Source organism: Kitasatospora sp. NPDC051705, assembly GCF_044453265.1.
GTDB lineage: Bacteria > Actinomycetota > Actinomycetes > Streptomycetales > Streptomycetaceae > Kitasatospora.
The window spans coordinates 105,866-120,825 of the sequence record NZ_JBITCO010000016.1; the positions used below are offsets into that span (position 1 = coordinate 105,866).

A 14,960-nucleotide genomic window follows, 5' to 3' on the forward strand; every position below is an offset into this window, starting at 1 on the left:
GGCGCGGGTGCGGGGATCCGCAGTCGACGGGAGGGGACCCGCCATGACCGAGCCGTCCGCACCGGTACCGCCGCCCCGGCGGCCGCAGACACCCCCGCCGCCGCCCGGCGTCCCGGCGGTGGACCCGCTCCAGCAGCTCATCCAGGCCCAGACCGGGACGCCCCGCGGCGACGCCACCGCCTACCTGCGGGCGGGTGCCCACCTCGATCCGGCCTTCCGCGACGCGGTGATCGAGGAGCTGGCCGAGCACCCCTACCGGGTGCCGCCGCCGACCCCCGGGGTCGACCTGGTGGCGGTGCTCGCGGAGTGCTACGCCGCCCGGCGCCAAGCCGTCGCCCGGGCGGTGCTGGTCCTGCTGGCGGCGGCCGTGGTGCCGGTCCTCACGGTCTGCGCCGTCCTCGCCGTGGCGGAGGGCGGCCCGGCCGGGGCGCTCGACCCGCTGCTGCGGATCTGGCTGTTGCAGCTGGCCCTCCCGCTGGCGCTGGTCGCGGCCTGGCTGGTCCGGTCCGGGCGGCCCGGGCGCCGCCGGCTCGGCAACTGGCTGGCCGTCGGCTGGGCGCTGACCTCGGCCGCGGCCATCGGGTGGCCGTGGATCGCCGGACTGGTCGCGGTCTGGTTCGCGGTGGCCCTGGCCGGCCACCGGCGCCTCGAACTGACCCTGCACGACCTCGGAACCGGCCGCGCCGCCGCCCCCGAGGACCCGGACCCGGCCCACCAGGACCTCTACCGGCGGCTCGCCCGGCAGCAGGCCGACCCCGACGTGGTCTACAGCGACTACGCGCCCTTCGTCGGCGCCGGGATCGAGGTCGACCACTGGTCCTTCGCCGACGAGCTGGTGCCCGACCCGACGGCCGGCGACCCGGCCGACTTCTCGGCAGGTCCTTCGGTAGGCCCCTCGGCGGGCCCCTCGGCAGGTCCGGACGCCGCCCGGGCACCGCTGACCGCCCCGGCCGTCCACGCCCGGCTGCGCACCGAGCTCGCCCGGCTCGGTGCGGCGGGCGCCCCGGCCTACCCCGGCGACCGCCTGCACGGCATCGCCGTGGACGACCTGGTGTTCAAGAGCGGCAAGCGCCTCGGCCCGGCCGGCGACTGGTGCGGGCACGGCCCGGGCACCGCCTTCGCGGCCCTGGCGCCCTACGCGGCCCGCTGCGCCGCCGCCCTGAACCGCGGCCTGCGGGACCCGGCGGGCTGGTGGGTGGAGAGCGTCGACCTCGCGGCCGAGGAACGCCTGCGGCACTTCCTCGCGGTGCGGGTGTCCGGCTGGCACGAGGAGATCGTCGTCACCGTGTTCGTCCGGGCCCAACTCCAGGGCGGGCAGCTGTTCCTGGAGAGCCGGGCCTTCGTGCTCCCGCCGGTCGCCCGGGCCTACCACGCGATCGACACCGCCACCCCGGCCACCGGGGCGGCCGAGTGGACCGGTCTCGCCGCGGCGGCGCTGCTGTCGCTGCCCGCCCTGGTGGCGGGCTCGGCCGGGGTGGTGCGCCGCGCGGCCCGCAGCCGCCGGGCCGCCGTGCGCAACGCCGCCTGGTACGCGCGGATGTGCCGGGAGAACCGGCTGGTCGACCACGGGCCCGCGCTGTCCGTCCGGGAGCTGGGCGCGGAGCCCGCGTACCAGCAGCTGTTCCAGGAGATGGACGTCCAGCGGTACCTGAAGTGCGTCCGGGCCCGGATCGTGACGGCCGTCCAGGAGTGCCTGCGCGAGCACGGCTACCGGACGGAGGGGGCGCGGGCGCTCCAGAACGTGGTGGTCAACCACGGGGTGCAGGTGCACGGCGACGTGCACGGCGTGGTGCAGAGCGGGGAGTCGGCCGCCGCCTGGTACCAGCCGATCGCCACCCCCGCGCCGCGCGTCGGCAGCCCCCGGCCGGACTGAGCCCCGCCAGGGTCGGGCCCCGGCAGGACTGCGCCCCGGCAGGACTGCGCCCCGGTGACACCGCGGGCCACCCCAGAGCGTTCCGGCCCGGGACGACCCCGGACCGGACCACCCGAAGAGCAGAGGAGTCGACCGAGATGGCGAACGCGTCCGACGGCGGGACCGGGATCAGCATCACCGGGAACGTCACCGGCATCGTGCAGAGCGGCGGCCACGCCCGCGCGGAGTACACCCACCAGCAGGGCGCCCCGGCCCCGGGCGAGGCGCCGGAACTGCGCGCCCTGCTCGACGCCGTGGAGGCGCTGCGGGCGCAGCTGCGGGCGCTCGCCCCGGGGGAGCTGCCGCCGGGTGCGGCGGACGTGGCCGGTGAGGCCCTCGCCGAGGTCGCCGACGCGGCGGGGGCCGGCGGGGCCGGGAGCGGGGCCGGGGCCGGGCGGATCAGGCGCGCGGTCTTCACCCTGACCGGTGCCCTGGGCGCCGCCACGGCGCTGACCGCGGCCCTGCAGGCCCTGACCGCGGCGGCCGCCCCCTGGTTCTAGGCCCGTCGGGTCCGGGCCGGTCGGTTCCGGGTCGGTCGCCTCGGCGTCGTCGTACCGTCGCCGCCTGGTCCCGGAGCGCGTCGCCGTACCGTCGTCGGACCACCGCCCCGGCGGTCACCCCGGCCGTCGCCCGGCCCGCGGGGGTCTTGTTACCGGCGGGTCGCTTCCCTATCATCGCGAGTGTTACAGCTTTACTGTCAAACCCCGAAGGGTCTGCAGCCAGTGCGTGACACGAGCACTCCGCCGGGCACCGGGGCCGGTCCCTTGGCGGGGGTCAGGGTCGTCGAGCTCGCCGGGATCGGGCCGGGGCCGTTCGCGGCGATGCTGCTGGCGGACCTCGGCGCCGACGTCGTGCGGGTCGACCGGCCGGACCCGTCCCCGCTGGGGATCGACCCGGCCCGGGACGTCACCAACCGCAACAAGCGCTCGGTGCTGATCGACCTGAAGTCCCCGGAGGGCGCCGGCCGGGTGCTCGACCTGGTCGAACGGGCCGACCTGCTGATCGAGGGGTACCGCCCCGGCGTCGCCGAACGACTCGGCGTCGGCCCGCACGCCTGCCTGGCCCGCAACCCCGCCCTGGTGTACGGGCGGATGACCGGCTGGGGGCAGCAGGGGCCGCGTGCCGCCGCGGCCGGCCACGACCTCGGGTACGCCGCCGTGGCCGGGGTGCTCGGGGTGGTCGCCGCGCCCGGCGGGCCGGACCAGCCGCCCGGCATCCCGGCCAACCTGCTGGGCGACTACGCCGGCGGCTCGCTCTACCTCGCCGTCGGCCTGCTCGCCGCCCTGCACCACGCCCGCGCCACCGGCGCCGGCCAGGTCGTGGACGCGGCGATCGTGGACGGCGCGGCGCACCTGTCGAGCATGCTCTGGGGCCTGCTCGCGGCCGGCCACTGGCAGGACCGCCGGGGGGTGAACCTGCTGGACGGCGGTGCGCCGTTCTACGCGGTCTACCGGGCGGCGGACGGCGGGTACCTGGCGGTGGGGGCGCTGGAGCCGCGGTTCTACGCCGAGTTCGCCCGGCTGCTGGAGCTCGGCCCGGACGCCCCCGGCCAGCACGACCCGGCCCGCTGGCCCGAACTGCGGGGCCTGATCGCCGCCCGCTTCGCCACCCGCACCAGGGCCGAGTGGGAGGCCGTCTTCGCGGGCTCCGACGCCTGTGTGGAGCCGGTGCTGACGATGCGTCAGTCAGCCGCGGACGCGCACCTGGTGGCCCGCGGCACCTATCTGGAGGTGGACGGGGTCACCCAGCCCGCCCCCGCCCCGCGGTTCTCCGCCACCCCGGGCGCGGTGCGCCGCCCGCCCGCCCGGCCGGGCGCCGACACCGCCGAGGTGGCGCGCGACTGGGCGGTGCCCTCGCTCCGCCCGACGGCCACCGATGCCGGGGCCGTGGCCCCCGATGCCGAGGCGGCGCGACCCGATGCCGGGGCCGTGGCGCCCGACGCCGGGGCCGCGGTAGCCGATTCCGGGACGGCGGCACCCGATTCCGAGACAGGACAGGGAGCGTAGCGTTGCAGCGCGAGATCTACACCGAGCAGCACGAGGACTTCCGGCAGGTCGTGCGGGCCTTCCTCGCCAAGGAGGTGCTGCCGCACTACGACCGCTGGGAGAAGGCCGGCATCGTCGACCGCTCCGCCTGGCTCGCGGCCGGCCGCCAGGGCCTGCTGGGCACGGCCGTGCCCGAGGAGTTCGGCGGCGGCGGCGCCGCGGACTTCCGCTACGCCGCCGTACTGGCCGAGGAGTTCGCCCGGGCCGGCGCCTCCGGGCTGGCGATCGGCCTGCACAACGACATCATCGGCCCCTACCTCACCTCGCTCGCCACCGAGGAGCAGAAGCGCCGCTGGCTGCCCGGGTTCTGCACCGGCGAGCTGATCACCGCGATCGCGATGACCGAACCCGGCACCGGGTCCGACCTGCAGGGCATCCGCACCCGCGCGGTCGACCAGGGCGACCACTACCTGCTCGACGGCGCGAAGACCTTCATCTCCAACGGCATCCTCGCCGACCTGGTGATCGTGGTCGCCCGCACCACCCCGGAGGGCGGCGCGCACGGGCTGAGCCTGCTGGTCGTCGAGCGCGGGATGCCGGGGTTCGAGCGCGGGCGCAACCTCGACAAGATCGGCCAGAAGGCCCAGGACACCGCAGAGCTGTTCTTCCAGGACGTCCGGGTGCCGAAGGAGAACCTGCTCGGCGAGCTGAACGGCGGCTTCGTCCACCTGATGCAGAACCTCGCCCAGGAGCGGCTGACCATCGCGGCCGCGGCGATCGCCGGGGCCGAGTACCTGGTGGAGATCACCACCGACCACGTCAAGCGGCGCGAGGCCTTCGGCCGCCCGCTCGCCAAGCTCCAGCACGTCCGCTTCGAGATCGCCGAGCTCGCCACCGAGTGCGCCGTCACCCGGGCCTTCGTCGACCGCTGCATCACCGAGCACAACCGTTACGCGCTCACCCCGGCGGACGCCTCGATGGCCAAGTGGTGGGCCACCGAGCTGCAGAAGCGCACCGCCGACCGCTGCCTCCAACTGCACGGCGGCTACGGCTACATGAGCGAGTTCCCGGTCGCCCGGGCGTTCACCGACGGCCGGATCCAGACCATCTACGGCGGCACCACCGAGATCATGAAGGAGATCGTCGGCCGCTCCATCCTCGGCTGAGCACCCGCCCCGAGCCCGAGCCCGAGCCCGAGCCCGGACCCGCCCGCCCCGGAAGCCACCCCCCGAAAGCTGCCCCCGAAAGGCTCTCCACCGTGACCACCGAAGCGTACGTCTACGACGCGATCCGCACCCCGCGCGGCCGGGGCAAGGCCACCGGCTCGCTGCACGGCACCAAGCCGATCGACCTCGTCGTCGGCCTCATCCACGAACTGCGCCGCCGGTTCCCCGACCTGGACCCGGCCGCGGTCGACGACATCGTGCTCGGCGTGGTCAGCCCGATCGGCGACCAGGGCTCGGACATCGCCCGGATCGCCGCCATCGCGGCCGGCCTGCCCGACACGGTGGCCGGCGTCCAGGAGAACCGCTTCTGCGCCTCCGGACTGGAGGCCGTCAACCTGGCCGCCGCCAAGGTCCGCTCGGGCTGGGAGGACCTCGTCCTGGCCGGCGGGGTGGAGTCGATGTCCCGTGTCAAGATGGGCTCCGACGGCGGCGCCTGGTTCGCCGACCCGATGACCTCCTACGAGACGAACTTCGTCCCGCAGGGCATCGGCGCCGACCTGATCGCCACCCTCGAGGGCCTCTCCCGCACCGACGTGGACGCCTTCGCCGCCGAGTCCCAGGCCCGCGCCGCCAAGGCCCAGGCGGACGGCCTGTTCGACCGCTCGGTCGTCCCGGTGCGCGACCGCAACGGCCTGGTCGTGCTGGAGCGCGACGAGTTCATCCGCCCCGGCACCACCGTGGAGACCCTGGCCGGCCTCAAGCCCTCCTTCGCCGCCATCGGCGAGGCCGGCGGATTCGACGCCGTCGCCCTGCAGAAGTACCACTGGGTGGAGGCCGTCGACCACGTCCACCACGCCGGCAACTCCTCCGGCATCGTCGACGGCGCCGCGCTCGTCGCCATCGGCAACCGCGAGGTCGGCGAGCGGTACGGGCTGCGCCCGCGGGCCCGGATCGTCTCCGCCGCCGTCTCCGGCTCCGAGCCCACCATCATGCTCACCGGCCCCGCCCCGGCCACCCGCAAGGCGCTCGCCAAGGCCGGGCTCACCGCCGCCGACATCGACCTGGTCGAGATCAACGAGGCCTTCGCGGCCGTCGCCCTGCGCTTCATCCGCGAACTCGGCTTCCGGCCCGACCAGGTCAACGTCAACGGCGGCGCCATCGCCCTCGGCCACCCGCTCGGCGCCACCGGCGCGATGCTGCTCGGCACGGTCGTCGACGAGCTGGAGCGGCGCGACCTCCGGTACGGCCTGATCACCCTGTGCGTGGGCGGCGGCATGGGCGTGGCCACCATCGTCGAGCGCGTCTGACCCCCTGGTAGACCTGGAGACCCTGAACTCATGAGCGACACCACCACCATCCGCTGGGAGCAGGACCAGGACGGCGTGGTCACCCTCGTCCTCGACGACCCCACCCAGTCCGTCAACACCATGAACGAGGCCTTCACCGCCGACTTCGACGCCGTCGTCGAGCGGCTGGCCGCGCTCGCCGGGGCGGGGGAGCTGCGCGGGGTGATCGTCACCTCCGGCAAGCGGACCTTCTTCGCCGGGGGAGACCTGCGGATGCTCTCCGCCGCCCGCCCCGAGGACGCCGCCGCCGTCCTGGAGAAGTCCCTGCGGATCAAGCGCGCGCTGCGCAGGCTGGAGACCCTGGGCCGGCCCGTCGTCGCCGCCGTCAACGGCAGCGCGCTCGGCGGCGGCCTGGAGATCGCCCTCGCCTGCCACCACCGGATCGCCCTGGACACCCCGGCCAGCCGGCTCGGCCTGCCCGAGGTCACCCTCGGCCTGCTGCCCGGAGGCGGCGGCGTGGTCCGCACCGTGCGACTGTTCGGCATCACCGACGCCCTGCTGAAGTTCCTGCTGGAGGGCCGCCAGTACCGCCCGGCGCAGGCCCTGGAGCACGGGCTGGTCCACGAGCTCGTGGCCACCCCGGAGGAGCTCACCGCCCGGGCCCGGGCCTGGATCGAGGCCAACCCGACCGCCGTCCAGCCCTGGGACGTCAAGGGCTACCGGATCCCCGGCGGCACCCCGGCGACCCCGGCCTTCGCCGCCAACCTGCCCGCCTTCCCCGCCAACCTGCGCAAGCAGCTGAACGGCGCCCCCTACCCGGCCCCGCGCAACATCCTGGCCGCCGCCGTGGAGAGCGCCCAGGTCGACGTCGACACCGCGATGGTGGTCGAGGCCCGCTACTTCACCGAGCTGGCCTGCGGCCAGACCAGCAAGAACATGATCCAGGCGCTGTTCTTCGACATGCAGGCCGTCAACTCCGGTGCCGGGCGCCCCAAGGACGTCGAGAAGCGGACGGTCCGCCGGGTCGCCGTGCTCGGCGCCGGCATGATGGGTGCGGGCATCGCCTACACCTGCGCCAGGGCCGGCATCGAGGTCGTGCTCAAGGACGTGAGCCTGGAGGCCGCCGAGCGCGGCAAGGCCTACTCCGCCGGGCTGCTGGACAAGGCGATCGCCCGCGGCCGCTCCACCGAGGCCAAGCGCGACGCGCTGCTCGCCCGGATCACCCCCACCGCCGAACCCGCGGACCTGGCCGGCTGCGACGCGGTCATCGAGGCGGTCTTCGAGAACACCGAGCTCAAGCACGAGGTGTTCCGGGAGATCGAGGGCGTCGTCGCCCCCGACGCGCTGCTCTGCTCCAACACCTCCACGCTGCCGATCGGGGTGCTCGCCGAGGGCGTCGAGCGCACCGCCGACTTCATCGGCCTGCACTTCTTCTCCCCGGTCGACAAGATGCGCCTGGTCGAGATCATCCGCGGCCCGCAGACCGGTGACGAGGCGCTCGCCCGCGCCTTCGACCTGGTCCGGCAGATCGACCGCACCCCGATCGTGGTCAACGACTCGCGCGGCTTCTTCACCTCGCGGGTCATCGGGCAGTTCCTCAACGAGGGCGTCGCCATGATCGGCGAGGGCGTCCACCCGGCCAGCGTCGAGCAGGCCGCGGCGCAGGCCGGCTACCCGGCCAAGGTGCTCTCGCTGATGGACGAGCTCACCCTCACCCTGCCGCGCAAGATCCGCGACGAGTACCGGCGGGCCGTCGAGTCGACCGGCGGCAGCTGGACCCCTCACCCGGCGGACGCCGTGATCGACCGGATGGTCGACGAGTTCGGGCGCCCCGGGCGCAGCGGCGGCGCCGGCTTCTACGAGTACGGCGAGGACGGCGGCCGCGGGCGGCTCTGGCCCGGACTGCTGGAGCACTTCTCCGGCGCGGGCGGGGCCGAGGTGCCCTTCGAGGACCTCAAGGAGCGGATGCTGTTCAGCGAGGCGCTGGACTCGGTGCGCTGCCTGGAGGAGGGCGTGCTGACCTCGGTGGCCGACGCCAACGTGGGCTCCATCCTCGGCATCGGCTTCCCGGCCTGGACCGGCGGCGTCTTCCAGTACGTCAACGGGTACCGGGGCGGCCCGGCCGGCTTCGCGGCCCGCGCCCGCGAACTCGCCGCCGCCTACGGCGAGCGGTTCGCGCCGCCGGCGCTGCTGGAGCGGATCGCGGCGGAGGGGCGCACCTTCACGGACTGACCGCCGCTCAGGCGAGGGACCGAGTGACCGTCGTTCCGCACCGGACCGAGTGACCGCAGGTTCCGCACCGGACCGAGCGACCGTCAGTCCCGCGCGGGCGGGGCCGTGCCCAGCACGGCCCCGCCCAGCTCCTCCCGCAACGACCGCTGGAACGCCGTGACCAGCGCCTGCGCCACCATCGGCTGGATGTGGTCCGTCAGCGCCTTCATCCGGGCCAGCTCCTCCGGAGCCGGCTCGCTCTCCCGGTACGGCTTCCACACCGTCTCCCGGAACAGCCGCTGCAACTCCCGGGCCGTCGCCCGGCTGTGCTCCAGCACCACCGCGCGGGCGGCCAGCAGCGTCTCCAGCGGGATCGGGACGTCCAGGATCCGCACCCCGAGTGGCAGCAGGCCCGGATCCACCCGGAACACCTCGGGATCGGCCGTGCGCTCCACGGCCCCCATCGCCGCCAGCCGGCCGACCTGTTCCTCCGACAGGCCGCGCCCGGCCCGCCGCTCCAGCTGCGCCCGGCCCAGCTCCTCCACCGCCTCCGGCGTCCAGGACGCCACCAGCGCCCGGTGGATCGCCAGGTCCAGCGGCGTGCTGTCCTCCGGCAGCTGCGCCAGGTACCGCTCGATCGCGGCCAGGGTGAGGCCCTGGCGCTGCAGTTCCTCGATCAGCCCCAGCCGGTCCAGGTGCGCCGGGCCGTACAGCCCGACCCGTCGCGGGCCCAGCTCCGGCGGCGGGAGCAGCCCCTTCGTCCCGTAGAACCGGACCGTCCGCACCGTCACCCCGGCCCGCGCCGCCAGCTCGTCCACCGTGAGCCGGACCACCCCGTCCTCCACGGCTTCCCCCATCCGTCGCCTCCTGCGCTGGCACACTTCCGCTGTGACAGCTGCAGTGTGACAGTGCCGGGCGTGCGGGTCCACCACGTGCCGGTCCGGGCCCGCGCCGCCCCGCGTCCGCACACGGGTCCGCCCCCGGCGCGTGGTGGCGGCGGGGGCGGACGGGGCGCGCGGACGGCCCACGGGGCCCGTCGGGGCCTGGCCCGTCGGGACCTAGCGGGACGAGGCCTCGGCGAGGTCGGCGTGGTGGCGGCGGGTGACCTCGGGATGGGCCCGGGTGTACCCCTTCCACTCGTTGAGGCCGAACTCGGCGAACAGCGGGTTCTCCGGGTCCTCGGTGGCGCCGGGGGCGTGGTGGGCGAGCGGGAAGTCCAGCGGCTCGATGTGGGCGTCCAGGCGCGGGTTGTAGAAGAACGGCACGGAGAACCGCTCGCGGGCGCCGGCCGGGCTGACCACCCGGTGGTTGGTGGCCTTGAGGTACCCGTCCGTGGCCACCTCCAGCAGCTCGCCGAGGTTGACCACGAAGGCGCCCTCCATCGGCGGGACCTCCAGAAAGGTGCCGTCCGGGCGCTCGACCTGGAGCCCGCCGACGGTGTCCTGGAGGAGCAGCGTGATGAAGCCGTAGTCCTTGTGGGCGCCGACGCCCTGGCCGGCGCCGTCCGGCGCGGTGCCGGGGTAGCGCACCAGCTTGAGCCGCAGGTGCGGGTGGCCGGCGAAGGCGGCGTCGTAGAAGTCGGGGCGGGCGCCGATCGCGGCGAGGAGTTCGTGCAGCAGGCGGCGGGCGACGTCGCCGAGGTGGTCGATCCAGCCGAGCGCGGCGGTGCGCAGCTCGGGCAGCGCGGCCGGCCACTGGTTGGGCCCCTCCAGCCACCAGTACGGGGGCTCGCCGGTGCCGGGCACGTGCGCGGGCAGCTCGGCGCCTATGTCCAGCTGGTCGCGCCAGTCCTGGCTGCCGCCGGTGCGCTCGTCGCCGGTGCGGGTGTAGCCGCGGTAGTGCGGGGAGTTGAGGTTGCTCACGGCGAGCCGGTCGGCCTCGGGGAGGGCGAAGAAGGCGCGCATCGCCGCGGTGAGCGAGGCCGTCTCCGCCGGGGTGATGCCGTGGCCGACGAGCTGGAAGAACCCGACGCCGGTGGCCGCGGCACGGAGTTCGTCGTGCAGGCGGCGACGGTCCTCGGGGCCGCCGTGGGCGAGCGAGAGGTCGATCACCGGGAGGGAGTCGGGTACGGGCGTGTGCTGCTGCGACATGTGTGACATCCGCTGGTCTCGTCCCGGCGGGGCCCGGTGATCGACCGGGGGCGGCCGGAGGAACCGCCTGGTGCGGCGGGTGCTCCGGGGGCCGGGAGGTGGTGGCGGCCACGTGGGGGCCGCCCTGAGGGTGGTTGGCGCGAGGTTCAGCTGGAGCGTCGACAGGACATGCTCGTCACGCGGAGCAGGTCCACGTGGCGACGACGAACAAGGATGAGCACGTCACCAGCCTAGATGACCCCCTCGTCGGCGAGCGAGCCCCCTGCCGCGGAGTGAGCCCTCTCACTTGTCGGTGGGCGATCAAAGGTCGTCCGGGTCCGTCCGCCCGCGCCCCCGGCACCACCCTCCCGGGTGCCCCGGTCGGCCCGCCCCGGACCCCCGTTCCGGGGCGGGCCCGCCGGATCAGCCCAGCCGCGCCGCCGCGTACGCCTCCATGGCGGCCCGCTGGTAGGCGGCCAGACCCGGGGCCACGGCCTCGTACACGGCGCGCCACTGGTCGTTCCCGGTGCAGGAGCGCGCGATCGCGAGGTACTCCCCGACCGGGACGCCGCGCAGGGCGGTGAGCTGCCGGTACTCGGCGTCGACGTGGCTCTGCACGGTCTCCGCGTCCGCCGGGTGGCCGGCGGTCATCAGCTCCGCGAGCCGGACCATCCGCGCCGTCCGCTCGCGCTGGCCGGCCTCCACCTCGGCCGGGCTCATCGCGGCGGTGGTGCGGCGGGCGGCCTCGGCGTGCTCGGGGAAGTCCCGCAGGCTCCGCTCGACGTCGGCGGGCTGGATGCCCTCGAACAGGTTCTCCGGTCGGTTGATGCTGGTCATGGGTGTGCCGTCCCTTCGGGAACGTTCCAGGTCGGCGATCGTGCGGGAGACGGTGGCGGCCAGGGCGGCCAGCCGGTCGCGCTCGGCGAGCAGCCGGCGCTGGTGGTCCCGGAGGGCCTCCAGCTCGTCCACCTGATCGCCCGTGATCCGGGCGATCTCGGTCAGGCCGACCCCCAGCGCGCGCAGCACGAGGATCTGCTGCAGCTGCAGCAACTGCCGCTCCTCGTAGTACCGGTGGCCGTTGGAGCCGATCCGGGCCGGTGGCAGCAGCCCGATCTCGTCGTAGTGCCGCAGGGTCCGGGCGGTCACCCCGGACATCCGGGCGACCGCCGCGATCGGCCAGGCCGCTGCCATCCGTCTTCCCCCTCGTTCACGTCCGCTCGGACCGGGGCCGGTTCCTCCGGCCCTGGTCACGACCGTAGGAGCTGCCGTTGCGGCAACCGCAAGCCCTGACTCCGCCCGGATTCCGGCCGGTCTCCGCCTGCACCCCGTCGGGCGTCCCTCCGCACCCCGCCGGGCGTCCGCCTGCGCCGCCCCGCCCGGCGTCCGCCTGCGCCCCGCCCGGCCGCCGGGGCGTCCGGTGCGGGGCCCGCCCGGATCAGCCCAGCAGGCCGCCCAGGTGCGCGTCCTCGGCGAGCAGCCGCCACGAACGCCCCGGCGAGGCGAACGCCTCCGGGTCGACGGCCTCCACCAGACGGTCCACCACGGTGCTCAGCAGCGACTGCGGGTCGAACACCGCCCAGGTGTCCCGGCCCCGCCCGTAGTCCCAGCGGTCCCACTCCGCGCGCAGCCGTTCGCACGTCCACAGCGCGTAGAGCAGGGCGGACAGGTCGCGGTTGAGGTAGGCCTCCGGCTCGCCGTCGTCGTACCAGTCCGGCAGTTCGAGCCGGCCGGTGACACCGTCCAGCGCGATCGTCAGATCCGTCGGCCAGTCCCCGAGCGCCAGGAACTCCCGCTGGTACGGGCGCTCCTCCTCGCCGTCGAAGTACTCCGGGTACGCCTCCGCCATCGTGACCAGCGGCTCGGCGCCCACCCCGAACATCGCCCCGCCGAGCGGCAGCCCGATCTCCGTCAGCAGCCGCCGGGTCGGCTCGTGCACCAGCCCGGCGGGCAGCTCCTCCGCGCGGAAGCGGTGCACCGCGCCCGCGCCGTCGTCCTGGTCCGTCAACGCGGCGAGATCGGCGACCAGCTCCGCGCCCACCTCGAACGCCGGCCCGCCCGGACCACCCGGCAGCGCACCCCAGCCCAGCGCCCGCACCAGCAGTGCCGTGCCCCAGTGCGCCGGCGCGGCGGCCCGCCCGAACAGCTCCGGGTCGGCCTCCCGCATCCGGCGCTCCGCCCCGGCCGTCACCTCGGCGACCACCGCCGGTCCGCGCCGCCCGTCCAGGGCGTCCGCCCGCCGGGCCGCCGCGGCGACCTCCTCGACCTCCCGCACCAGCCCGGCCAACGCGGGCAGGCCGGAGGCCAGCGGATCCCGCCGCACCTCCCCGTCGGCCGTGCCCTCCTCGCCCAGGAACACCTCGCCGGTCACCCCGTCCAGCAGCACCGGGCCGCCGGCCGCGGCGAACGGCGCGCAGTACTCCGTCTCCCCGAGGACGAACCACCGCTCCGACCCCGGCAGGGCCTCCAACGTGCCGTCACCGATCACCCCGAAGTCCAGGAACGCCCCCGAGGCCGGCAGCCCCTCCCGCACCAGGAACTCCCGGCTCCCCGCGTGCACCACCCCGTCCGGCAGCCCTGCCGCCGCGACCCGAACCTGCCCCACGTGCCACACCCTCCCCAACCCTGACCCCCAGACCCTAGGGTCTGCCTTCGAACCCGCGTCCACGGGGGGCGGGGCACGCACTCCCCGAGCCATCGGCCGGAAGGCACCCCCACCGCGCGGACTTCCTCTCCGCCCCTGCGGCGCACGCACCCCCAGGCCACCCCGCCCGCCCTCCGAGCGGACGACGGGGGTTCGACGACAGACCCTAGCCGCCCCGCCCGACACCGCCGCCGACGGAGCCCTTCCGGCGACGGCGCGGGCAGGAGGCGCCGGAAGCCCCGGGCGAGCCCCGCCCGCCCGGACGCCACCGGGTGGCCCCGTACGTCGTCGCGCCCGCGGCGGTGCCGGCGGCCGTGATCCCGTTGCGGCGTCAGGCCGGTGCACGCGGCCGGTGCACGCGGGCGGGGGATGCGGGCGGGGGATGCGAGGGGCGCGACGCGGCGGTGCCCGCCCGCCTTGCGGCCCGCTCCGGCGGAGGGCCGCCGGATGCCGATGTCGGTTGAGTGGTGACTGTCGGTCACTCGTCGCGCAGTCGTCGGCCGTTGAGTTCGTCGTCCGGTGGGGGTGGGTTGTTCGGGGGCGTGGCGCTCACTCGCCCGGTGCGGCCTCCCGGCCTGCCTGCCGTGGCCGTCCGGCGAGGAGTGCCGGCTCCGGGTGGGGTGGGGTGGGGGCTCCCGATCCGGCGGGATCCCCCGGTGGCCGGCTTCCCCGCCGGGCGCCGCCTGCCGTCCGCCGTTCGGCGGATGCCTCCGGTGGTGGCGACCGGCCTGTTCCGGATCGGCTTCGCGCCCGTCCGCGGCCGGCGCCGGGGCGGTGTCGCCCGCAGCCGCAGGGCCTCTCGGGTCGCCGACCGTCCGGCTGTCACGGAGCGTGACGGGTGGGGTGGCCTGGTCGGACTTGAATCTTTGCGAACGAATGTTCGATCCTGGGGGTGTGCCCGTAATCGAATCTGTTTTCGAATCTGCTGCCGAGCGGCCGACGCTCCGGCCGGTGGCGTCGACCGCCGTGCCGGGGGACGGGCCGGCCGGCCGCGGGCTGCTCCCGGTGCCGCCCGCGCTGCGCGAGGTGCTGCCGGACGGCGGGCTGCGCAGGGGTGCGGCGGTGTCGGTGGCGGGCGGGGACACCGGGCTGCTGCTGGCGCTGGCGGCCGGGGTGAAGGAGACGGAGGGCGGCTGGGCCGCGGCCGTCGGCCTGCCGGAGCTGGGCCTGGCCGCGGCCGAGGGGTACGGGCTGGACCTGCGGCGGCTGCTGGTCGCCGACGACCCGGGGCCGCACTGGGCCGAGGTGGTCTCGGTGCTGGCCGGTGCGGTCGAGCTGGTCATGCTGCGCCCGGACGGCCCGGTGGCGCCGAAGCTGGCCGCCCGGCTGGCGGCGGTGCTGCGGCGCAGCGGGTGCGTGCTGCTGGTGGCCGGGCCCTGGCCGGGGGCGGTGCTGCGGCTGGGGGTGCGGTCCGGGCGCTGGTTCGGGCTGGGGGACGGCTACGGGCAGCTCGCCGGCCGACAGGTCGAGGTGGTGGCCGAGGGGCGCGGTTCGGCGGTGCGCGGGCGGACCGCCCGGCTCTGGCTGCCGGACGAGCACGGCGCGGTGCGGCCGGTCCGGGAACCGCAGGCCCTGGAGCACCCGGTCCTGGACCACCTCGCCCCGGACCGTCCGGTCACGGCACATCCGGTCACGGCAGGCCCGCGCGCGACCGGGCCGCGGCCGCTCGAGCAGGCGGCGGTGGTGTGAA

The 14,960-nt window shown here is 75.7% G+C and carries 11 protein-coding genes; 7 read left to right on the plus strand and 4 right to left on the minus strand.

Features of this window, described 5'->3' with window-relative positions; genetic code table 11:
• The first annotated feature begins 43 nt into the window (after positions 1-43).
• From ACIA8Q_RS21305 to ACIA8Q_RS21330, 6 genes are all read left to right on the plus strand, one after another.
• Positions 44-1,873 (plus strand): hypothetical protein, encoded by a 1,830-nt coding sequence (locus tag ACIA8Q_RS21305; RefSeq protein WP_360214142.1) that lies wholly within the window; start codon positions 44-46, stop codon positions 1,871-1,873.
• A gap of 137 nt (positions 1,874-2,010) precedes the next feature.
• Complete coding sequence (locus ACIA8Q_RS21310) at positions 2,011-2,412, plus strand: DUF5955 family protein (protein WP_360214144.1); 402 nt, start codon at positions 2,011-2,013, stop codon at positions 2,410-2,412.
• Positions 2,413-2,592: 180 nt separating this feature from the next.
• Positions 2,593-3,918: a CaiB/BaiF CoA transferase family protein gene (locus tag ACIA8Q_RS21315; protein WP_396317550.1), complete on the plus strand. Its 1,326-nt coding sequence runs from the start codon at positions 2,593-2,595 to the stop codon at positions 3,916-3,918.
• Positions 3,919-3,920: 2 nt separating this feature from the next.
• Entirely contained in the window at positions 3,921-5,063 is a 1,143-nt protein-coding gene (locus ACIA8Q_RS21320) for an acyl-CoA dehydrogenase family protein (RefSeq protein WP_360214148.1), read from the plus strand.
• A gap of 92 nt (positions 5,064-5,155) precedes the next feature.
• Positions 5,156-6,370: an acetyl-CoA C-acetyltransferase gene (locus tag ACIA8Q_RS21325; RefSeq protein WP_360214150.1), complete on the plus strand. Its 1,215-nt coding sequence runs from the start codon at positions 5,156-5,158 to the stop codon at positions 6,368-6,370.
• A 30-nt stretch (positions 6,371-6,400) separates the two neighbouring features.
• Positions 6,401-8,581 (plus strand): 3-hydroxyacyl-CoA dehydrogenase NAD-binding domain-containing protein, encoded by a 2,181-nt coding sequence (locus ACIA8Q_RS21330; protein WP_360214152.1) that lies wholly within the window; start codon positions 6,401-6,403, stop codon positions 8,579-8,581.
• An 83-nt stretch (positions 8,582-8,664) separates the two neighbouring features.
• On the opposite strand, the gene ACIA8Q_RS21335 is transcribed toward ACIA8Q_RS21330, so the two are convergent.
• From ACIA8Q_RS21335 to ACIA8Q_RS21350, 4 genes are all read right to left on the minus strand, one after another.
• Positions 8,665-9,417 carry a MerR family transcriptional regulator gene (locus tag ACIA8Q_RS21335; protein WP_360214154.1) on the minus strand — a complete coding sequence of 251 codons (753 nt, stop codon included), beginning with the start codon at positions 9,415-9,417 and terminating at the stop codon, positions 8,665-8,667.
• Positions 9,418-9,618: 201 nt separating this feature from the next.
• Entirely contained in the window at positions 9,619-10,650 is a 1,032-nt protein-coding gene (locus ACIA8Q_RS21340) for an isopenicillin N synthase family dioxygenase (RefSeq protein ID WP_387904921.1), read from the minus strand.
• Positions 10,651-11,052: 402 nt separating this feature from the next.
• Positions 11,053-11,820, minus strand: a complete 768-nt coding sequence (locus tag ACIA8Q_RS21345) for a MerR family transcriptional regulator (protein ID WP_360214158.1) — start codon at positions 11,818-11,820, stop codon at positions 11,053-11,055.
• 244 nt (positions 11,821-12,064) lie between these two features.
• Positions 12,065-13,324 carry an SUKH-4 family immunity protein gene (locus tag ACIA8Q_RS21350; RefSeq protein WP_360214160.1) on the minus strand — a complete coding sequence of 420 codons (1,260 nt, stop codon included), beginning with the start codon at positions 13,322-13,324 and terminating at the stop codon, positions 12,065-12,067.
• 897 nt (positions 13,325-14,221) lie between these two features.
• Between ACIA8Q_RS21350 and ACIA8Q_RS21355 the strand changes: the two genes are divergently transcribed.
• Complete coding sequence (locus ACIA8Q_RS21355; RefSeq protein ID WP_360214162.1) at positions 14,222-14,959, plus strand: hypothetical protein; 738 nt, start codon at positions 14,222-14,224, stop codon at positions 14,957-14,959.
• Position 14,960 lies beyond the last annotated feature (1 nt).